This window comes from Pasteurella canis (assembly GCF_020810675.1).
Classification (GTDB): domain Bacteria; phylum Pseudomonadota; class Gammaproteobacteria; order Enterobacterales; family Pasteurellaceae; genus Pasteurella; species Pasteurella canis.
On sequence record NZ_CP085871.1, the window covers coordinates 389,402 to 409,858 of the forward strand.

At 35.9% G+C, this 20,457-nt stretch carries 19 protein-coding genes; 6 read left to right on the forward strand and 13 right to left on the reverse strand.

The window, feature by feature from the left end:
- Window positions 1-49: 49 nt before the first annotated feature.
- On the reverse strand, window positions 50-991 hold the full coding sequence (locus K7G93_RS01800) for a Kdo(2)-lipid IV(A) acyltransferase (protein WP_115322903.1): 942 nt from the start codon (window positions 989-991) through the stop codon (window positions 50-52).
- A 228-nt stretch (window positions 992-1,219) separates the two neighbouring features.
- Here K7G93_RS01800 and hldE point away from each other — a divergent pair, with 228 nt between their 5' ends.
- Window positions 1,220-2,650, forward strand: a complete 1,431-nt coding sequence (gene hldE, locus K7G93_RS01805) for a bifunctional D-glycero-beta-D-manno-heptose-7-phosphate kinase/D-glycero-beta-D-manno-heptose 1-phosphate adenylyltransferase HldE (protein WP_049215940.1) — start codon at window positions 1,220-1,222, stop codon at window positions 2,648-2,650.
- A gap of 79 nt (window positions 2,651-2,729) precedes the next feature.
- Here hldE and K7G93_RS01810 read toward each other — a convergent pair whose 3' ends face one another.
- The 3 genes from K7G93_RS01810 to K7G93_RS01820 are packed head-to-tail and all read right to left on the reverse strand — an operon-like array spanning window position 2,730 to window position 4,791.
- Complete coding sequence (locus K7G93_RS01810) at window positions 2,730-3,107, reverse strand: SufE family protein (RefSeq protein WP_373316111.1); 378 nt, start codon at window positions 3,105-3,107, stop codon at window positions 2,730-2,732.
- Entirely contained in the window at window positions 3,107-4,306 is a 1,200-nt protein-coding gene (locus K7G93_RS01815; RefSeq protein WP_226690953.1) for an aminotransferase class V-fold PLP-dependent enzyme, read from the reverse strand. The genes K7G93_RS01810 and K7G93_RS01815 overlap by 1 nt, the downstream gene beginning before the upstream one ends.
- Window positions 4,303-4,791: a thermonuclease family protein gene (locus tag K7G93_RS01820; RefSeq protein WP_226690954.1), complete on the reverse strand. Its 489-nt coding sequence runs from the start codon at window positions 4,789-4,791 to the stop codon at window positions 4,303-4,305. The genes K7G93_RS01815 and K7G93_RS01820 overlap by 4 nt, the downstream gene beginning before the upstream one ends.
- A 129-nt stretch (window positions 4,792-4,920) precedes the next feature.
- Here K7G93_RS01820 and K7G93_RS01825 point away from each other — a divergent pair, with 129 nt between their 5' ends.
- From K7G93_RS01825 to K7G93_RS01840, 4 genes are all read left to right on the forward strand, one after another.
- The gene (locus K7G93_RS01825) at window positions 4,921-5,334 is read left to right on the forward strand and encodes a CidA/LrgA family protein (RefSeq protein WP_226690955.1); all 414 of its coding nucleotides are present in this window, start codon (window positions 4,921-4,923) and stop codon (window positions 5,332-5,334) included.
- Window positions 5,331-6,026, forward strand: coding sequence for a CidB/LrgB family autolysis modulator (locus K7G93_RS01830; protein ID WP_160531537.1), 696 nt, complete (start codon window positions 5,331-5,333; stop codon window positions 6,024-6,026). The genes K7G93_RS01825 and K7G93_RS01830 overlap by 4 nt, the downstream gene beginning before the upstream one ends.
- Window positions 6,027-6,032: 6 nt before the next feature.
- Window positions 6,033-7,385, forward strand: coding sequence for an anti-phage deoxyguanosine triphosphatase (locus K7G93_RS01835; RefSeq protein ID WP_049215930.1), 1,353 nt, complete (start codon window positions 6,033-6,035; stop codon window positions 7,383-7,385).
- Between the two features lie 177 nt (window positions 7,386-7,562).
- Window positions 7,563-9,518, forward strand: a complete 1,956-nt coding sequence (locus K7G93_RS01840) for an ABC transporter ATP-binding protein (protein WP_226690956.1) — start codon at window positions 7,563-7,565, stop codon at window positions 9,516-9,518.
- 45 nt (window positions 9,519-9,563) lie between these two features.
- On the opposite strand, the gene K7G93_RS01845 is transcribed toward K7G93_RS01840, so the two are convergent.
- From K7G93_RS01845 to rsxA, 9 genes are all read right to left on the reverse strand, one after another.
- A complete protein-coding gene (locus tag K7G93_RS01845; protein WP_226690957.1) occupies window positions 9,564-10,370 on the reverse strand; it encodes a glycosyltransferase family 25 protein in 807 nt (268 codons plus the stop codon).
- A 55-nt stretch (window positions 10,371-10,425) separates the two neighbouring features.
- Entirely contained in the window at window positions 10,426-11,790 is a 1,365-nt protein-coding gene (locus tag K7G93_RS01850) for a sodium-dependent transporter (protein WP_202384043.1), read from the reverse strand.
- A 135-nt stretch (window positions 11,791-11,925) separates the two neighbouring features.
- Complete coding sequence (gene nth / locus K7G93_RS01855; protein ID WP_226690958.1) at window positions 11,926-12,558, reverse strand: endonuclease III; 633 nt, start codon at window positions 12,556-12,558, stop codon at window positions 11,926-11,928.
- Complete coding sequence (locus tag K7G93_RS01860; protein ID WP_226690959.1) at window positions 12,558-13,283, reverse strand: electron transport complex subunit E; 726 nt, start codon at window positions 13,281-13,283, stop codon at window positions 12,558-12,560. Before K7G93_RS01860 ends, nth begins: the two co-directional genes overlap by 1 nt.
- A complete protein-coding gene (gene rsxG, locus K7G93_RS01865; RefSeq protein ID WP_226690960.1) occupies window positions 13,280-13,894 on the reverse strand; it encodes an electron transport complex subunit RsxG in 615 nt (204 codons plus the stop codon). Before rsxG ends, K7G93_RS01860 begins: the two co-directional genes overlap by 4 nt.
- Before the next feature lie 9 nt (window positions 13,895-13,903).
- Window positions 13,904-14,950: an electron transport complex subunit RsxD gene (gene rsxD / locus K7G93_RS01870; protein ID WP_160531530.1), complete on the reverse strand. Its 1,047-nt coding sequence runs from the start codon at window positions 14,948-14,950 to the stop codon at window positions 13,904-13,906.
- Window positions 14,951-14,968: 18 nt separating this feature from the next.
- Window positions 14,969-17,512, reverse strand: a complete 2,544-nt coding sequence (gene rsxC, locus K7G93_RS01875; protein ID WP_226690961.1) for an electron transport complex subunit RsxC — start codon at window positions 17,510-17,512, stop codon at window positions 14,969-14,971.
- A gap of 1 nt (window position 17,513) precedes the next feature.
- Window positions 17,514-18,110: an electron transport complex subunit RsxB gene (gene rsxB / locus K7G93_RS01880; protein ID WP_115322890.1), complete on the reverse strand. Its 597-nt coding sequence runs from the start codon at window positions 18,108-18,110 to the stop codon at window positions 17,514-17,516.
- On the reverse strand, window positions 18,107-18,688 hold the full coding sequence (rsxA, locus tag K7G93_RS01885) for an electron transport complex subunit RsxA (protein WP_226690962.1): 582 nt from the start codon (window positions 18,686-18,688) through the stop codon (window positions 18,107-18,109). Before rsxA ends, rsxB begins: the two co-directional genes overlap by 4 nt.
- A 708-nt stretch (window positions 18,689-19,396) precedes the next feature.
- On the opposite strand from rsxA, the gene K7G93_RS01890 reads away from it, so the two are divergent.
- Window positions 19,397-20,416 (forward strand): porin, encoded by a 1,020-nt coding sequence (locus tag K7G93_RS01890; protein WP_226690963.1) that lies wholly within the window; start codon window positions 19,397-19,399, stop codon window positions 20,414-20,416.
- The last annotated feature ends 41 nt before the right edge of the window (window positions 20,417-20,457 follow it).

Below are 20,457 nucleotides of genomic sequence, written 5' to 3' on the forward strand. Positions count from 1 at the left end.
GATGATGTTAAAAGCAGACTATAAAAGTCTGCTTTTTTTGACCGCACTTTTATTTATCAGTATATAGGCTAGACTGACTATCATCTGGTCGAGTTTTAAAACGGCGGTGTAACCACATGTATTGTTCGATACCCTGCATGATTTCTTTCTCAACGACTTGATTCATACGTATTGCGATACTAGTTTCATCACTGATATCAGAAAAATCGACTGGTGGTGAAATTTTTACAGTATAGCCTGAACCATCAGGATTACGTAATGGAGAAAAAGGAATCACTTTACTATTGGGTGATGATTTTAATAAATAGTAACTTCCCGTTGTTGTAGCTGCATCAGGAACAGCAAAAAAAGGTACGAAAACTGCATTTTTCCGCCCATAATCATGATCAGGAGCATACCAGATGATTTCACCATTGCGAATAGCTTTGATCATACCACGGAGATCTTTACGATCGAGCATGTCTTTATTTGAACGTAGTCGGCCACGGACTTGTAGCCAATCCATTAAAGGATTGTCATTCGGGCGGTAAACACCGATGCCAGGTTGATGTAAGCCAACAATGCGTGCGCCGAGTTCTAATGTTAAGAAATGTACACCTACAAAGATAATACCGTCTTGTTTGTATTGCTGAAGATATTCTAACCCTTCCACTTTTGACCACTTTTTGATACGTGCATCAGACCAAAACCAAGCCATACCTGTTTCAATAATTGCCATACCTGTCGCTTTTAAGTTTGCTGCTAAAATTTGTTCTATTTTTTGTTCTGAATAATGAGGGAAGCAAAGTTGTAAGTTACGACGAGCAATAGTAGCTCGTCGCTTGCCAACATTAAATTTTGTCAGTAACCAGCCGAGAGCATGCCCAAGTTTGAGTAAAATTGGATAAGGTAGCAGTAAAATGATGCGCCAAAAAAGAATACCAAGCCAAAATCCCCAATGTTTTGGTTTTAAAAAGGCTTTTTGAAATGTGGGGAGTTTATTATTTACCATAAAATCGTTTTAATATCTTGGGTGAACAATGAAATATGAGCAAGCATATTACTCTAATTTTTTATAATAGCATAAATTATCGTATAAACAGGGCGTGCATATTACTAGTTCTTAGATGATTATAAAAGTCATCTCATGAAAAGTAACACTATTTAATCGAATTTTTAAGGGAAATCCTCCCTCTCCTATGTTAAAATTAACAAAATTTTTCATAGAGAGAGAAGTCAAATGTTTCAATATTCAGCGGAGTTTCATCAAGCAAAAGTATTGGTATTAGGTGATGTGATGCTCGATCGTTATTGGTTTGGTGCAACGAATCGTATTTCACCAGAGGCCCCAGTGCCTGTTGTGAGAGTGCAAGATCATGAAGAACGTGCTGGTGGAGCAGCAAACGTGGCAATGAATATCGCATCTTTAAATGTGCCTGTTCAATTATTAGGCTTAACTGGACAAGATGAGGCAGGTGCTGCTTTAATACGTTTACTTACTCAGCAGCGTATTGATTGCGATTTTGTTCAATTGGGTACGCATCCAACTATTACTAAACTGCGTATTTTATCTCGTCATCAGCAATTATTACGTTTGGATTTTGAAGAGGATTTTCGCAATGTAGTGAGTGAAGCCTTGTTAGAAAAATTAGCTAGTTCGGTGCAAGATTATGGCGCATTAGTGTTATCAGATTATGGTAAAGGAACCTTAAATCAAGTGCAAAAAATGATCCAAATTGCACGTCAAGCAAATATACCTGTTTTAATTGATCCAAAAGGAACTGATTTTGAACGCTATCGTGGTGCAACTTTATTAACACCTAATATGTCTGAGTTTGAAGCAGTTGTAGGTGCTTGTCATTCTGAAGATGAGATTATTGAAAAAGGATTAAAACTGATAGCTGATTTTGAATTGACTGCATTGTTAGTTACTCGCTCAGAAAAAGGAATGACGTTATTACGACCAGATCAGCCTGCATTCCATCTAGCTACGGAAGCAAAAGAAGTATTTGATGTGACAGGTGCTGGAGATACTGTGATCAGTGTATTAGCGACAGCATTAGCAGATGGGCGTACTTTTGAGGAAGCTTGTTATTTAGCGAATGTGGCAGCAGGTATTGTTGTTGGTAAATTAGGTACATCAACAGTATCTACTGTGGAATTAGAAAATGCGATTCATGGGCGTTCAAATACGGGGTTTGGTATTATGAGCGAAACTGAATTAAAAGCAGTTGTGGCACAAGCAAAAGCACGTGGGGAAAAAATTGTGATGACTAACGGCTGCTTTGATATTTTACATCCAGGTCATGTGTCTTATCTTGAAAATGCCCGTAAATTAGGTGATCGTTTGATTGTTGCAGTAAACAGTGATGACTCAGTGAAACGCCTAAAAGGTGAGACACGTCCAATTAATGATTTACAAGCAAGAATGGCTGTTTTAGCAGGTTTATCTTCAGTTGACTGGTTAGTTGAGTTTAAAGAAGATACGCCTCAACGTTTAATTAGTGAAGTATTGCCTGATCTATTAGTTAAAGGTGGGGATTATAAACCAGAAGAGATTGCTGGGAGTAAAGAAGTTTGGGCAAATGGAGGAGATGTGAAAGTGCTTAACTTCGAGAATGGCTGTTCAACAACAAATGTGATTACTAAAATTAAACAATTGAAAGAATAAATTATCTTGAGTCAGTATAAAAGCAATCAAATGATTGCTTTTATTTTTTATTGTATTAAACGATGAATTAATCGTGTTTTTATAGTTGATGTAAGAGTGCTTCTATTTGTTTTAAGCCATTCAGTCTTGTTGAACTTAAACGTTGTGCGATACTTAGTTCAGAAAAATAGGTTTTAAAATCGAAACTTTTTAACTGAGAAGCCGTTTTTCCATTGATTTCTTGTAATAAAATCCAAAGTAACCCATTGATAATACGTGATTCACTAAACGCAGTAAACTCAAAAGTGCGGTCGTTTTTTTCAAAAATTTGGAACCAGACTTTCGCTTCACAACCTGAAATAAAGTGCATTTGGGTGAGTTGTTGTTCTGTTGGTTGGGTAAGGTTTTTCCCTGCGTGGATAATTAAACGGTAACGTTCTTCCCATGTTTTACTATGTATTAATTGTTGTTTGATCATCAAATTAATAACTCTAAGGCGTTGTTTAATGCGTTGAAAAAAATATCTAAGTCCGATTGTTGATTATAAGGGGCAAAAGATAAACGTAATATAGATGATTGTCCTAACTGTGCTAAGTAAGGTTGAGCGCAATGTTCTCCCGCACGTAAGGCAATGTTTTGTTCAGCAAGTAATGTTGCTAAGTCAACAGTAGCAATACCCTCAAAAACAAAGCTAACAATAGTACTTGGTTGTGGAGAGCTAAATAATTGGCAATTTGGATAATGCATTAAGTGTTTTTTGCATTGTTCTGCTAATTGCACAGCGTATTGCTCTGCTTGTATAAAATCCCATTGTTGTAGCCATGTTAAGACTGCATTAAAGCCAATAACAGCGGCAATATTCGGTGTACCTGCTTCTAAACGATAAGGTAACTTGTTAAAAGTAATCTGCTCTTTTGATACTCTATCAACCATCTTACCTCCAAATTGGTAAGGATGAAGTTGTTCAAGAGCACTCAATTTACCTGCTAATACACCTAAACCTGTTGGTCCATAAAGTTTATGGGCAGAAAAAACAAGGAAATCAGCATCTAAAGTGGCAAGATCAATTTTTACATGGCTGATTGCTTGTGCTGCATCGACTAATACCAATGCACTACTATGTTGGCGGATGAGCTTAATCAGCTTTTCAATAGGTTGTTGTGTACCTGTTACATTAGAAACAAAATTTAGTGCGACTAATTTGGTGTTACTCGTTAGTAGATTGAGTAGAGTTGTTTCATCAATTAACCATTGTTCAGAGAAGGGTAAAATATGTAATTTTGCACCGCACTTTTGGGCAATTTGATGCCAAGTGACAAAATTAGCATGATGATCTGCTTCACTGATCAGGATTTCATCTTGGGTAGTAATTTGATCTAAAAGACCTTGCGCAACGAAATTTATCGCTTGCGTCGTCCCTGAGGTCCAAACAATCGCATCGCTGCTTTCAGCGTTAATCAGTTTTTTGACTTGTTCACGGGCTTGTTCATAAAGTGCGGTCTGTTTTTCATCATATTGACTGCGGTGTACAGAGCCAGCTGATTGATAGAACTTGACTGTGCTATCAATTAAGGTTTGTGGCTTTAATGTGGTTGCTGCGCTGTCTAAATAAATGGCGGAGTCAGCCTGTTGTAAATAAGGAAAATGTTGCCGAAATATCGTGGGATTAAATGTCATTGTGCTATTCTCTTTTGTTTACGCCATTTTTCAGGTTCAATAGGATGAGGATCTTGCCAAAGTCCTAAGTTTTGCTGTTTTGCTTTATGTTGTGCTTGTAAGTAGATTGGCATAGCATTGTATTTTTTATATACCCAAGCCATACCTGCTTTAACTATGGCGACATTAATATTTTTTCCTTGTAATGTATACACCTCAGCAAGAGTCCGTTGATACTGGTCATAGCCTGTCACAGCAAGTTTGACTTGTTGTTTATGAATGAGTTTACCTAAAAATTGTTTAGCTTTTTGACCAAATGCTTGATTTCTTTCTGGTGCATCAATACCCCAAAGACGTACACGAAGTTGTTTATTATTTTTTAACAAGCAATTAAATGTATCGCCATCGGAAATACTCACTACTTTACAATGTAAAGTGTGGCTTGCTTCTGCAGCGTAACTCAATAGTAAACAATAAAATACAATGAATGCTTTCTTTTTATACATAGAAAAAAGTCCTGATAAAGTCAGGCTATTTTACCTAAAAACTAACAAAATATGAAAAATAAGCGTAAAATATTACTTCATTTTTATATAAGACAATGATTTTTAATTGTCAGAAATTGATAGAGTAAAATGATTCAAAAAGTGTTTGATTTAATGCGTTCATTCGCTATTTTATACGCCATGTTATGGCTGGGTGAGAGGATTTCTACTCATATTCATTTAGGTATTCCTGCTAGTATTTGGGGGTTGTTGTTATTATTTCTCTGTTTAACACTGCGAGTTATTAAATTAGATTGGGTACTTTTGTCTTCAAGTTTATTGATTCGTTATATGGCGTTACTTTTTGTTCCTGTCAGTGTTGGGATTGTGAAATATGCTGATATATTGTTTGCACAAATGAAGGTCTTACTTATCCCAAATATTTTAAGTACATGTTTAACATTGGTTTTTGTGGGGTTATTCTCTGATTATCTTTTTTCACGTAAATCATTTACGCATTTACGTAAGAAAGCTACACGTAGACGGATGGAGAAGTTACCATGAATTACAGCATTTATCTTTATTCTGTTTTAACATTAGTTGCTTTTGGGATGGCGATTAAAATTAGCCAGTATTGGAAGTCAATTTTATTTAATTCTTTTGTATTAACGATGATTATCTTAATTATTGTATTGTTAAGCCTAGATATCTCTTATGATCAATATTTATTAGGTAATACGCCGTTAAATAATCTATTAGGAATTAGCATTGTTGCTTTAGCTGTTCCTTTATATGAACAACTTCATCAAATTAGCCGCCATTGGCAGCAGATTTTATCAGTTACTTTTTTGGCTTCTTTATTTTCGATGATATCAGGCGCAATACTTGCTTTTATATTAGGTGCTACGCCTGATATAGTGGCGACTGTACTACCAAAATCCGTTACTACACCAATTGCAATGGCAATAGCAGAGAGTTTAGATGGAATACCCTCTATTGCGGCTGTAGGTGTTGTGTTAGCTGGTTTACAGGGTTCTGTGTTAGGTTTATGGGCCCTAAGAACATTAAAAATCAAGCATTCTGAATCATTGGGTTTGGCAATAGGGTCTATTTCTCATGCCTTAGGTACAGTAACTTGCATGGAGAGTGATCAAAAAGCGGGTAGTTATAGTTCTATCGCCCTCGTATTATGTGGCATTATTACTTCTATTCTTGCACCTATTACGTTTAAACTTATTTATTTTGTTATGGCATAATACAATATGAACAATCAAGTTGATCCTATTTGGCAAACACGTTTTATTGCCGATACCCCTCGAGAAAAAGATCATCGTCCTGCATTTTGTCGCGATCGTGGCCGCATTTTACATTCAGCGGCATTTCGTTGTTTGCAAGCAAAAACACAAATTCATGCGATCGGGGAGAATGATTTCTATCGTACTCGTCTTACACATTCCTTAGAAGTAGCTCAAATTGGAAGTAGTTTAGTCGCACAGATGCGTTTTGCAGAAGCTTTTATCAACTTGTCAATTCAGTTAAGTATAGAAAAAAATGAGCTGCAGAAACAACTGAAAGGACTATTGCCCACTAATGATTTGATTGAAAGTCTTTGTTTCGCTCATGATATTGGTCATCCACCTTTTGGGCATGGTGGGGAAGTGGCATTAAATTATATGATGCATCGTCATGGTGGCTTTGAAGGTAATGCACAAACGTTTCGTTTACTCACAAAATTAGAGCCTTATACGCTTGAAGCAGGTATGAATTTAACACGGCGTACACTTTTAGGCATTGTTAAGTATCCAGCGATTTTAGATCAGTCTTCGCCGCAATATGCAGAATTATCTTTTGTAGGAAATACAGATCCTCGTTATGTGAAAATAATGGATTGGAAACCTGGTAAAGGGATATTTCGTGATGATTTAGCGATGTTTAATTGGTTACTCGCGCCATTAAATGAACATGATAAAGAATTGTTTAGACAATGGCAAAAAGCGCGTTCATGCGCGAGTGACATTTTAAAAACACGCTTTAAATCATTAGATTGTAGCTTAATGGAGTTAGCAGATGATATTGCTTATGGCGTACATGATTTAGAAGATGCAATTGTGACTGGTGTGGTGAATCGTCATCAATGGCAGGAAGCTGTAGAAGTACTAAAAAGATCAGAATCTGATTGGGTGCAGAAAAATATTGATATGATTACCGATAAACTGTTTTCTGAACAGCATTATTTACGTAAACATGCGATTGGTGCGTTAGTAAATTATTTTATTACTAGCGTACGTTGGACATTAACAGCAGACTTTTATGAGCCATTACTGCGTTACAATGCAGAACTTCCAACAGAAGTGAAAGCGGCATTACAGGTATTTAAAGATTTTGTGCGTAAATATGTGATTTTAAATGTAGACACTCAACGTATTGAATATAAAGGTCAACGTATTTTAACCGAAATGTTTCAAATTTTTGAGTCTGATCCCGAGCGTTTATTACCACGTAATACTGCAAATCGTTGGAAAAACGCAACACAACAGAATAAGAAGCGTATTATTTGTGACTATATTGCAGGTATGTCAGATGCTTACGCACTAAGAGTTTATCAACAACTTTAATATTGAACAATGTTGTCAATTTTCATCTTACATTTAAGTAATGATATAGCTTTAACGTATGTTGATTTGTTTGATTGAGCGTTAATATGACGATTAGGTTTGTTTTTTTGTAAAGTAAAATACAGTCACTTGAGTAAGTGAAGATGATGTAAACAATAGAATTAAAAATGAGGCATTATGGCATTAATTTCTTTAACCAATGGTTACCTTTCATTTAGCGATCATCCTTTATTAGATCATACAGAATTACATATTGAAGCAGGTGAGCGTGTTTGCTTAGTAGGTCGTAATGGCGCGGGGAAATCTACATTAATGAAGATCTTGTCTGGTGAAGTAGTGATGGATGATGGTCGATTACAATTTGAGAAAGACATTGTTGTCTCGCGTTTAGAACAAGATCCGCCACGTCATGCCGAGGGAAATGTATTTGATTATGTGGCAGAAGGGATAGGTCATTTAGCCGATTTACTAAAAGAATATCATCAGATTTCAGCCATATTAGCACAAGATTACAATGAGGCGACATTAAACCAATTATCTCAAATACAATCCAAACTAGATCATGCTAATGGCTGGCGTTTTGAAAATAAAATTAAAGAAGTATTACTTAAATTAGAACTTGATCCAGACACTTTACTCACTGAACTGTCTGGTGGCTGGCTACGCAAAGCCGCTTTAGCACGTGCATTAGTGTGTGATCCCGATATTTTGTTGTTAGATGAACCGACTAACCACTTAGATGTTGATGCAATCGAATGGTTAGAAGATTTTTTATTAGGTTTCTCGGGTAGTATTGTGTTTATTTCTCATGACCGTTCATTTATTCGTAAAATGGCAACGCGTATTGTTGATTTAGATCGTGGTAAGCTAGTCTCTTATCCTGGTAACTATGATTTATATTTAACGACTAAAGAAGAAAACCTGCGTGTTGAAGCACTTCAAAATACACTTTTTGATAAAAAGTTAGCACAAGAAGAAGTGTGGATTCGACAAGGTATTAAAGCGCGTAGAACAAGGAATGAAGGGCGTGTAAGAGCACTCAAAGCATTACGTGAAGAACGTCGCCAACGTCGAGAAGTATTAGGTAGTGCTAAACTACAAATAGATAATGCGAGTCGTTCGGGAAAAATTGTATTTGAGCTAGATAATGTAAGTTATGAGGTTGCAGGTAAAACATTGATACAAAATTTTAGTACGACAATATTACGTGGAGATAAAATTGCCTTAGTGGGACCTAATGGCTGTGGTAAAACAACATTCATTAAATTGTTGTTAGGCGAAATTCAGCCGACTTCTGGGACAGTACATAGTGGCACAAAATTAGATATTGCTTATTTTGATCAATATCGTGCTGATCTCGATCCTGAAAAAACAGTGATGGATAATGTTGCAGATGGTAAACAAGATATTGAAGTAAATGGCATAAAACGTCATGTTTTAGGTTATTTACAAGATTTCCTATTTCCGCCAAAACGTGCGATGACACCAGTAAAAGCCCTGTCTGGTGGTGAACGTAATCGTTTATTACTCGCAAAATTGTTGTTAAAACCAAATAATTTATTAATCTTAGACGAACCAACAAATGATCTAGATGTAGAAACATTAGAATTGTTAGAGGAAATTTTAACTGATTATCAAGGGACATTATTAATTGTAAGTCATGATCGCCAATTTATTGATAATACTGCAACAGAATGTTTCATGTTTGAAGGTGAGGGTATTATCAATGAATATGTGGGTGGTTTTCATGAAGCAAAACAACAACAAGCCAATTATTTTGCTCATAAAGCGCAACAAAAATCACTTAAACAAAAACAATATGCTCCACAACAAAGCGAGAATGCAAAAAGTGCGGTCGATATTCCTCAAATTTCAACTACCACTAAAAATCAGCAACGTCCACTGAAACTTTCTTATAAAGAACAACGTGAATTAGAACAATTACCACAGTTATTAGAAGAACTAGAAGAAAAAATTGCTGCATTACAAGCAGAAATTAGTCACGTCGAGTTTTTTCAACAGCCACATGACTACACCTCAGCTAAATTACAATTACTTACAGATACTGAAGAGCAATTAGAGCAAGCTTTTATCCGTTGGGAGGAATTAGAGGAGAAGAAAAATATCAAATAAATAAGAAAGAGGAGCAACGTGATATTGTTCTTCTTATCTAAATGGTTATTCAAACGGGATGATTTTTCTTTGTTTCTTTTTATATAAACGATAAGGTTTAGTCAGTCCTTTGATTAATAGCTGACCTAAAGAATGCTTTGTTTTATAGGGATTAAGTTGTTCGTTTTTTCTTCTTTCATTTGAAAGCTGACTTTTTATTATTTCTGTATCTCTATGATTTTCTTGTATTTGCGTACAAATAGCAGGAGTTAATTGATAGTATGAAATAATTTTTTTGTTTAATGCTATATTAAACATTAATATATCAATTGGTCTGAGTTGTTGATTTTTTAATTTTTGGAATTCTGACAATAATAATACTGCTGCTCGATTGGAAATAATATATCCAGCGGTTCCCATATGTTCACTTTGTAAGAGATTGAAGTGTCGTTTTTCAAAAGATTTTATTTGACTATTTTTAGTATTAACCTTTTGTAAGAAAGTTTCTAATTTGATTATGAATGCTTCATTCATTGAGAAACGTTCATGCAACCATTTATATTCATTTAAAAATGTAAATGCATTGTTTCCCAATATTATATCATCCTCAAAAATTGTGATAAAAGGCATATCTTCATTGATACATTTTTCCCAAAGCAGTAAATGACTCATCAAGCAGGCTTTCTCTCCAGATGTTTGATTAGGGTGCTTTAGTAACTCAGGTAGGAGTTTGCTAATTGTTTCATTGAGCTGAATAGAAGGAGACAGAGCATCAAAAAACTCAAATGGTATATTTTGACGACCAAACTCGTTTTTGATGTGTTCTCGACGAGCGCTTGCACTAGTTAGGCTAATAACGTAGTTAGTATGCATGAGATAACCTTAATTTATTATAATGAAAAGGCGAACTTTTGTTCGCCTCTTAATATTACAATAAATTACTCACAAAAATAACTATAATGATTAAAGGAACAACAAATTTTACATAGTTAAACCAAATTCTAGTAAATGTGGAATCAGGATTTGGGGAAAGTTCTTTTTTAGCCTCATCTTTCAATACAAAGCCAACAAAAATAGCACAGCCAAAACTTGTTAACATGAATAAAATATTGCCACTGATATAGTCAAAGGCATCAAAAATACTTTTACCAAAAAAAGTGACATCTTTAAGAACACTATCACCAAGGATAGCAGGGATATTGCCCAAAACAAAGATACTACCTAAAGTCAGAGTGATAGCCTTACTACGACGCATTTTTAGCTTTTCTTGTAAGGCAGTGATGATGACCTCATAAATAGTTAATGATGTCGTTAGAGCTGCGATCAGTAATAAACTAAAAAAGAGGATAGCAAAGAATTTCCCTAACCATAAATGTGAAAAGACTATCGGCAGGCTTTGGAAAACTAACGTTGGTCCAGAATTTGGCGCGATACCAAAAGTAAAGAGTGAAGGAAAAATCATAAATCCAGCAAGTACCGCAATAATCGTATTAGTAAAACCTGTGATGACGGCTGTTTGAATTAAATTTTCTTCTTTGTTTAAATAACTTGAAAGAGTGATTAAGACACCAAATCCTAGACTTAACGCAAAAAAGACCTGTCCTAATACGAATACAAATAACTGCGGTGTAATTTTAGAAAAATCTGGTTTGAGATAAAACGTAATCCCCTCCATTGCACCAGGTAAAGTAATATTACGAATCACCATGCCAATTAAGAAAAGAAATAATAAAGGCATCAAATATTTTACAGCACGTTCAATACCACCAATAATCCCCTTAGCAAGAATAAAGTAATTTATCGCAACAAACAGTAATGTATATAAGGCAACTTGAATTGGGCTATCGCCGATATGTAAATCATAAAACGTTTTTGCAACGGTTTTGTCAATTGGCGTGGAGATATCGAGTGTACCTGTGATTAAACTAAGAATATAAGTGATTACCCAACCACCAAGTACCATGTAATATGCCATAATACCAAATGCACCAAATAAGCCTAAGTAACCAATGATTATCCAATGTTTTGAAATATTGCGTGTTTCTAATTTATCACTGAAGGCATCAATGGCGTTAACCCGTAATCGTCGACCAATTACGTTTTCCACCAGAATCATTGGAATGCCGATTAGAATCATCGCTATACAGAATAAAAATACATAGGCTCCACCACCATTTTCACCAACTAAGTAAGGGAAACGCCAAGTTGCGCCAAAACCTACTGTTGCGCCAGCTACTGTCATAATATAGGTTAGCCGACTAGACCAAGTTTGTCTTTCTTGTTTTGTTGTCATAATTAAATCCAAATAATTAAAAAATCAAATCTACACATTCGCAGCTGAGAATGAAAAAGTATGTTTTGTTATTTTATTTAGGCATGCAAGCAAGATAAATTAGTGTCTTGCTTAAACACAGTGGAAAAATAATTTTTACTCTGTTTTTTGCTTAAACTCACACAAATCTTCAATAATGCAGGAGCCACAACGAGGTTTGCGAGCAATACAAGTATAGCGTCCATGTAAAATTAGCCAATGATGGACATTTACTTTAAATTCATCAGGGACAACTTTAAGTAATTTTTCTTCTACTTTTACAACATCTTTACCAGGTGCAAATCCTGTTCGATTAGACACTCGAAAAATATGAGTATCAACGGCAATAGTAGGTTGTCCAAATGCGGTATTTAAGACCACATTAGCCGTTTTTCTCCCAACGCCAGCTAAGGCTTCAAGTGCAGTACGATTCTGTGGGATTTCGCCATGATGTTTTTCAATCAAATCTTGACAAGTTTTGATAATATTTTCAGCTTTACTGTTATATAAACCGATTGTTTTGATATAGCTCTTTAACCCATCAACACCTAAAGCTAAAATAGTTTGCGGTGTATTCGCAACAGCAAACAGTTTCTCTGTTGCTTTATTTACCCCTTTATCTGTTGCTTGCGCTGATAAAATAACAGCAATTAATAACTCAAAAGGTGAGCTATAATTTAGTTCTGTTGTTGGATGTGGATTTTGATCGCGTAGGCGAGTTAAAATCTCAATTCGTTTTTGTTTATTCATTATTTCTTATACTGATCAATAAAATTTTTCATTGCTAGCATAAGTGCTAAGCCAATAAATGCACCAGGTGGTAAAATAGCTAATAAGAAATGGCTATCTAGCTGGAATAATTCAATACGTAAGTCTTTTGCCCAATCACCCAACAAGTGTTCCATGCCATCAAATAAGGTTCCATTCCCCAGTATTTCTCGGATTGCACCAAGTACAACTAAACTTAAGCACATACCTAACCCCATTGAAAATCCATCGAAGATTGCGTGAGAGAGTAAATTTTTTGAAGCAAAGGCCTCAGCTCGTCCAATCACGATACAATTTGTGACAATGAGAGGAATAAAAATACCCAAAGATTGGTAAAGTGAATAAGTATAAGCATTCATTAATAACTGTACCATGGTGACTGTTGTCGCAATGATCATGACATAAATTGGAATACGAATTTCGTGTGGAATTTGTTTACGGAATAAAGACACGACAGTGTTGCTACAAATCAAGACTAGCATAGTGGCAAGTCCTAAGCCTAACGCATTTGTGATATTATTTGAAACGGCAAGTAATGGACATAATCCTAATAGCTGAACTAATGTTGAGTTATTTTTCCATACGCCTTGCCAAAAAATCGTTTTCCAAATCGCATTTAGCTGTTTTTGAGATGATGGAGCTTGCGTTTCTGAAGTATATGCATTTTGATCAGAAAGTGCGGTTTGTTTTGGTGAATTTTTGCTCATTGTTGATTCTCTTGATTCAATTCATCTAACATACTTAACGCGGCATTTTTTACTTGGTTCACCACTGCGCGTGGTGTGATAGTCGCGCCTGTAAATTGATCAAATTTACCCCCATCTTTTTTTACTGCCCATTCATTTAAATTATCAGATGTCACTTTTTGATGAGAAAAACCTAAAATCCAGTTTGAAATGCGTGTTTCAATTTTATCACCTAATCCTGGTGTTTCTTGATGCTCTAATACTCGTACACCAAGTATTTCACCTGTAGGTGTCATACCAAGAAGCAAACGAATGTTGCCAGAATAACCATCGGGTGCAATAGTTTCAATCGCATAGGCAGTTTTTTGTTGGTTTTTAGTTGCTATACAAATATTTTTTATTCGATTAGCCATTAACTTTTGACTAGTAGGTACATAACAGTTTTCACTCAGCACATTATCAAAATATTGTTGGGGGACGACTTGTAGCAACAATATACGTTGTTGTTTATTAATTTCTTCAGCAATTTTATCTTTAGTTAAAAAATACACTCCCGTAGATAGCGCTGTACAAATTAGCGCAATAAATGCGAGCAACAGGGCATAATAGGCTGAGATTTTAACGGTTTTCATTGTCATTCCTTATTGGCGATAGCCTGCAACACGTGGGCGAGTGTAGTGATCAATTAATGGTACACAAATATTACTTAATAAAACTGCGAATGCGACACCGTCAGGGTAACTGCCATAGAAACGAATAATATAAGTCAGCAAACCAATTAATCCTCCGAATACTAGTTTTCCACGAGGGGTAATAGAGGCTGTAACAGGATCTGTTGCAATAAAAAAGGCACCAAACATCATCGCACCACTAAATAATTGCGTAATTGTTTTTAAATGTTGTGCTGGATAGAGTAATTCAGTTATACCCGACAACATCGTAAATGTCGTTAACATTGCAATCGGGATTTGCCAATGAATAATCCGTTTCCATATCAAAAAGGTGCCGCCCAATAAAAAGGCTAAGTTAATTTGCCACCAACCAATCGCTAAATCAGAAGAAAAAATGGGTGAAGTGAGTAAAAATTGATACTCTTGATCTTTTAGCACGACTTTTGCACTATCTAATGGTGTAGCTTGTGTAACTCCATCTATTGATGTTGTCAATTGATGTAAGCTGAATCCATCTGTACTAAAACCAGTAAAGATAAGATGATAAGCGTCTGCAATTGTAGGAGGTTCAGTTAATAAACTAATAGGAGGAAGCCAAGTTGTCATTTGTAGTGGGAATGAAATGAGTAATACAACATAGCCAACCATAGCTGGATTAAATAAATTTTGTCCTAACCCACCATAAACATGCTTGCCTAGAATCACTGCACAAAATATGCCAATTAAAATCAACCAATAAGGGGCATAAGGTGGAATAGCAATAGCAAGAATAAGTGCGGTTAAAATAACACTAAAATCAGAGATATAGAATAAAGCTGGTTTTTTACGTAATAATGTCACCACCCATTCTAACAATAAAGCAAAACTGATAGCTAAACTGGCTTGAATGAGTACGCCAAAACCAAAGTAATATAGCTGTGCAAAAATTGCAGGTAACATTGCTAAAATTACCCACAACATAATACGCATTGTGAGCTTACCTGAATGAGTATGTGGGGAGCTTACCATTTTAAACATTTTGGGTTTCTTTTATCCTTATTCTTTATTTTCTTTGGCGAGCTTTTTTGCTTTTGCTCGTGCAATAGCCGCAGCAATTGCGGCTTTGCGTGGATCTTCTTTTGTATTTTCAGTCTCAGCTGAAAGTGTGATTTTTTCCACCGCACTTTGCGCTTGTTGCTCTGCTTTTTTAGCTTTTGCTCGCGCAATAGCCGCAGCAATTGCGGCTTTGCGAGGATCTTCTTTTGGACTTTCAGTTTCAGCTGAAAGTGTGATTTTCTCCAGCGCACTTTCCGCTTGTTGCTCTACTTTTTTAGCTTTTGCTCGTGCAATAGCCGCAGCAATTGCGGCTTTGCGTGGATCTTCTTTTGTATTTTCAGTCTCAGCTGAAAGTGTGATTTTTTCCACCGCACTTTGCACTTGTTGCTCTGCTTTTTTAGCTTTTGCTCGAGCAATAGCCGCAGCAATTGCGGCTTTGCGTGGATCTTCTTTTGGACTTTCTGTCTCAGCTGAAAGCGTGATTTTCTCAACTACACTTTCCGCTTGTTGCTCTGCTTTTTTAGCTTTTGCTCGTGCAATAGCCGCAGCAATTGCGGCTTTACGTGGATCTTCTTTTGTATTTTCAGTCTCTGTCGAAAGCGTGATTTTCTCCACCGCACTTTCCGTTTGTTGCTCTGCTTTTTTAGCTTTTGCTCGTGCAATAGCCGCAGCAATTGTGGCTTTGCGTGGATCTTCTTTTGTATTTTCAGTCTCAGCTGAAAGTGTGATTTTTTCCACCGCACTTTGCTCTTGTTGCTCTGCTTTTTTAGCTTTTGCTCGCGCAACAGCCGCTGCTACCGCAGCTTTCTTTGAATCTATTGTTGATTCAAGCGTAATTGAATCCTTAGTAGACTCATGAGTTTCTAAGATGTGGCTAGTTGGTGATTGAACCTCTTGTTGACGAGCTAAACGGCGAGCTTTGCGTTGAGCTATAATATCGCTATTGTCTGGTAACAATTCCCCTTTTTTGCTCAAAATAGCTTTTATTTCTGTTTTTTTCGTTTCATTATTTTCTGTCTTTTTTGCTTTTAAACGCTCAAGAGCAGCTTGTACTGGATCAATGCCATTTTCTAATTTCATTTCTTGACGACGGGCTTCCATCGCTTTTTGTGAGCGAGCTTTTCGTTCTTGCTCTTCACGTTCTAAGCGTGCTTGGCGTGCCTCAAAACGAATTTTAGCTTCTTCAGCTTGTTTGGCTTTTTGTTTAATTTCCCAAATCTTGGCTTTTTCTTGGCGGAAATATTGAATCAGTGGGATATGACTTGGGCAAACATACGCACATAATCCACATTCTATACAATCTTTTAATGCATATTGTTCTGATTTGTCGTGATCTTCACTACGAGCAAACCAATACAGTTGTTGTGGCATTAAGTTAACTGGACAAGCATCTGAACAAGCTGAGCAACGAATACAGGATTGTTCTGGTGCAGGTGGCGCATATTCGAAGTGATCAGGAGCTAACAAACAGTTAGTCATTTTAGTCACTGGTGCATTTAGATCTGGCAGGATAAAGCCCATCATGGGTCCTCCCATAAAAACAGGGAAGCGGGCATCATATTGATAATCAACTTGTTGTAATAGTTGATAAATAGGTGTACCTAAACGTACCCAATAATTGCCTTTATCAATCACTTTATCGCCAGTTAACGTCACAACGCGCTCAATCAGAGGCTCATCATTGATGACAGCACGTTTGATAGCAAAAGCTGTGCCAACATTTTGCATAAGTACACCTATACTCGAGGAGCGCTGCCCACTAGGCACTTCTAGACCCGTTAACACTTGAATTAGTTGTTTTGCTGCGCCAGAAGGATACTTCGTTGGGATCATTCGAATCTCAATATCATTGGCGCCCTGTAATGCTTTTCGTAGTGCTTCGGCTGCTTCTGGTTTATTATCCTCAATGGCAATAACAACTTTTTCAGGGCGTAAAATATAACGTAAGATACGAGTGCCTTCGATGATTTCTTCTGGATAGTCACGCATTAATCTATCGTCGCAAGTGATATAAGGTTCGCATTCTGCACCATTGATAATTAAGAGTTTCACTTGTTTTTCAGCAGAGTGAATTTTAGCAGCAGTTGGGAATACAGCTCCCCCTAATCCTGCAATACCTGCTTGATAAATTTTGTTAATCAGCTGTTCGGGTGTTTGAGTTAAGAAATCATCAATAGGTTGTTGTTGGCGCCATTGATCTTGACCATCACTTTCTAGGTGTATACAAAGTTCTGTTAAACCAGATGGATGGGGGGCAACATATGGTGCTATAGCGGTAATAAAACCAGAAGTAGAGGCATGTACAGGGAGCGTTCGTAAACCATCACCCTGAGTAAGAGGTTGACCTTTAAAAACATAATCTCCAACATTAACTAATAAACTTCCTTCTAAACCAGCATGTTGTTTAACTGGGATATAAAGTTTATCAACGAGTTTTGCAGGGCGAATAGCTTTATGGTTTGATTGAGATTTGCGCTCAGGAGGGTGAATGCCCCCTTTGAAATCCCATAACTTGCCAGAATTAAAACGCATTAACACATCCATCTTATTCCCCTTTGATTATTTTCTTCTGTGTTGTTGTCGTATTAATGATAGGAATAACAAGTTTAGGATCAAATTTCCAATTCCAATTATCAATATTTTTCTCAACTTTAATCATTGAAATACAATCTGTTGGACAAGGTGGTACACAAAGCTCACAACCTGTACAAAGATCGGGGATAATCGTATGCATCGCTTTATTTGTTCCAATAATCGCATCCACGGGACAAGCTTGTATGCATTTAGTACAGCCTATACACATTTCTTCGTTGATAAAGGCGACCATTGGTATCGGATCACCATTAATATCGCTGGATGGTGGCTCAACTCCCATTAACTCTGCAATATTTATAATTACAGTTTGACCACCGGGAATACATTTAGTGATTTCATCACCATTTGCAATCGCTTCTGCATAAGGTTTACAACCAGGATAACCACATTGCCCACATTGACTTTGAGGTAATAAAGCATCGATTTTTTCGACAATAGGATCCGCTTCAACTTTAAGCTTGATTGAAGCAAAACCCAAAATCGCCCCAAAAATAAGTGCAAGCGCAGCAATAATAATCAGGATTAAATATACTGTTGACGTCATTATAGTCTCACTAATCCAGTAAAGCCCATAAAGGCTAATGACATTAACCCTGCAGTAATTAATGCGATTGAAGCGCCTTTAAATATAGAAGGGACATCAGCAGCGGCTAAACGCTCGCGTAATGCTGCAAATAAAACTAACACCAGGCCAAAGCCAAGTGAGGCACCAAAACCATAAATTACAGACTGAGTTAAGTTATGTGCTAAGTTAATATTTAATAAAGCCACACCAAGCACAGCACAGTTAGTTGTAATGAGAGGAAGAAATATTCCTAATAAACGATAAAGAGTTGGACTTGCTTTATTGATAACCATTTCAGTGAATTGTACGACAACTGCAATCACTAAGATAAAAACTAAAGTACGTAAAAAAGTGGCATCTAATGGGTGTAGAATATAAGTGTTAATTAAGTAAGCTGAAATAGACGCAACAGTTAACACAAACATTGTCGCTAAACTCATACCAATAGCGGTTTCAATTTTTTTGGAAACACCCATAAAAGGACATAGCCCAAGAAATTTAACAAGGACAAAGTTATTAATTAATGCTGTACTAATAATGAGTAGGATATATTCAGTCATAATTTTATTTCATTGGGCTGATGAAAGAATGAGCGCCCTAAATTTAAGAGGCATATTATCGCTATTTATTGTTTTGAGAACAATAAAAAATTTAAGTCAATCAAAATAGCACAGCTAAGGGCAAAATTGATACATAGTTAAAAGCAAGATTAGTGTGATAACATTTCTTTTATAACAAGACGTTATTTTTATTTCTATTATTATAGTATTTAGTTTGTTTATCTTTGTTTTTTAAAGAGAAGAACTCTTTCATTTGTTAACTAAAAGAAGTAAAAATTAGCTCACTCCTTATACTTAAATTGAATAAATTGTGACTTGGATCACAAAATTGAAATTAATTTTAAGAAGTTGATGACTTTTTCCATTATATGCTTACTTAGCCTGTAATTTTTTTTATTTTTTTCTTTTATAATCAATGTGTTATTTTATTTTTGAAAAGTTCGTTGTTATTAAAAAATCTTTATATTTGTGATCTTGCTAACATTTTTAATCTGAGTTTTTTTAGTTTGTATTTTGTAACCTTTTGTTTTTATTATTGAAAATTAATAATGGAGAATCAGGTGTTCTTTTGACAATATATTGGAGCTTTGTTATCTTGCACTTGCAAAAATTATGAGACTAGTGATAGTTTCAATGTCGATTTTAGGTTGATTAAGTGATTTATCACTTAGTTAAGTTATAAAACTCCAACAACAAGGTAGTGATTTTATGAAAAAGACAATCGTAGCATTAGCAGTAGCAGCTGTCGCTGCAACATCAGCAAACGCAGCAACAGTTTACAATCAAGATGGTACTAAAGTGGATGTAAATGGTTCAGTTCGTTTACTTCTTACTAAAGCTAAAGATATGCGTGGTGATTTAGTAGATAATGGTTCTCGTATTTCTTTTAGAGCGAACCATGATTTAGGTGAAGGTTTAAGTGCATTAGCATATGCGGAACTTCGTTTTAGTAAAGATGAAAAAAATGCAGCTGGTGAAGTTATCAAACAGCCAATTGGTAATAGTGTACATCTAAAACGTCTGTATGCTGGTTTTAAATATGAATCAGTGGGTACGTTAACATTTGGTAATCAATTGACTATCGGTGATGATGTTGGTGTATCTGATTATACTTACAAATTAGGTGGTATAAATAATCTTCTTTCAAGCGGTGAGAAAGCAATTAACTTTAAATCTGCTGATTTTAATGGCTTCACTTTTGGTGGTGCTTATGTGCTTTCTGGTGATGCGAATAAAGATGCAACACGTAAAGATCGTGGTTTCGTTGTCGCTGGTTTCTATGAAAGAGCGATGGGCGATGTAGGTTTCAAATTACACGCTGGTTATAGTCAAAAATATGTTCAAGTAGACGCTCAAAATCAAGCTAAAAAAGATGAAAAAGAAAAAGCATTTATGGTAGGTACTGAGCTTTCATATGCCGCTCTTTCAGTTGGTTTAGATTATGCTCAATCTAAAGTAACAAATGTTGAAGGTAAAAAACGTGCTCTTGAGTTAGGTATGAACTACGATATTAATGAAAAAGCAAAAGTATATACTGACTTGATTTGGGCAAAAAATGGCACAAGTAACGATTATGTTAAAACTCGTGCAGTCATCTTAGGTGCTGGTTATAAACTACATAAACAAGTAGAAACTTTTGTTGAAGGTGGTTGGGAACGTAAGAAAGACGAAGCAGGCGTGACAACTAAAGATAATGTAGTTGGTGTAGGTTTACGCGTACACTTCTAATTTAAGATTATTAATATTAAAAGCCAGTGAACTTCACTGGC

Excerpts from the sequence above, each read along its gene's own strand:
- K7G93_RS01890 (WP_226690963.1), top strand. The coding sequence starts at position 19,397 with ATGAAAAAGACAATCGTAGCATTAGCAGTAGCAGCTGTCGCTGCAACA.
- rsxG (WP_226690960.1), bottom strand. The coding sequence starts at position 13,894 with ATGAAAACCGTTAAAATCTCAGCCTATTATGCCCTGTTGCTCGCATTT.
- K7G93_RS01830 (WP_160531537.1), top strand. The coding sequence starts at position 5,331 with ATGAATTACAGCATTTATCTTTATTCTGTTTTAACATTAGTTGCTTTT.
- rsxC (WP_226690961.1), bottom strand. The coding sequence starts at position 17,512 with ATGGATGTGTTAATGCGTTTTAATTCTGGCAAGTTATGGGATTTCAAA.
- K7G93_RS01815 (WP_226690953.1), bottom strand. The coding sequence starts at position 4,306 with ATGACATTTAATCCCACGATATTTCGGCAACATTTTCCTTATTTACAA.
- K7G93_RS01820 (WP_226690954.1), bottom strand. The coding sequence starts at position 4,791 with ATGTATAAAAAGAAAGCATTCATTGTATTTTATTGTTTACTATTGAGT.
- K7G93_RS01845 (WP_226690957.1), bottom strand. The coding sequence starts at position 10,370 with ATGCATACTAACTACGTTATTAGCCTAACTAGTGCAAGCGCTCGTCGA.
- K7G93_RS01840 (WP_226690956.1), top strand. The coding sequence starts at position 7,563 with ATGGCATTAATTTCTTTAACCAATGGTTACCTTTCATTTAGCGATCAT.
- K7G93_RS01835 (WP_049215930.1), top strand. The coding sequence starts at position 6,033 with ATGAACAATCAAGTTGATCCTATTTGGCAAACACGTTTTATTGCCGAT.
- nth (WP_226690958.1), bottom strand. The coding sequence starts at position 12,558 with ATGAATAAACAAAAACGAATTGAGATTTTAACTCGCCTACGCGATCAA.
- K7G93_RS01860 (WP_226690959.1), bottom strand. The coding sequence starts at position 13,283 with ATGAGCAAAAATTCACCAAAACAAACCGCACTTTCTGATCAAAATGCA.
- K7G93_RS01810 (WP_373316111.1), bottom strand. The coding sequence starts at position 3,107 with ATGATCAAACAACAATTAATACATAGTAAAACATGGGAAGAACGTTAC.
- hldE (WP_049215940.1), top strand. The coding sequence starts at position 1,220 with ATGTTTCAATATTCAGCGGAGTTTCATCAAGCAAAAGTATTGGTATTA.
- rsxA (WP_226690962.1), bottom strand. The coding sequence starts at position 18,688 with ATGACTGAATATATCCTACTCATTATTAGTACAGCATTAATTAATAAC.
- K7G93_RS01850 (WP_202384043.1), bottom strand. The coding sequence starts at position 11,790 with ATGACAACAAAACAAGAAAGACAAACTTGGTCTAGTCGGCTAACCTAT.
- K7G93_RS01825 (WP_226690955.1), top strand. The coding sequence starts at position 4,921 with ATGATTCAAAAAGTGTTTGATTTAATGCGTTCATTCGCTATTTTATAC.
- K7G93_RS01800 (WP_115322903.1), bottom strand. The coding sequence starts at position 991 with ATGGTAAATAATAAACTCCCCACATTTCAAAAAGCCTTTTTAAAACCA.
- rsxD (WP_160531530.1), bottom strand. The coding sequence starts at position 14,950 with ATGTTTAAAATGGTAAGCTCCCCACATACTCATTCAGGTAAGCTCACA.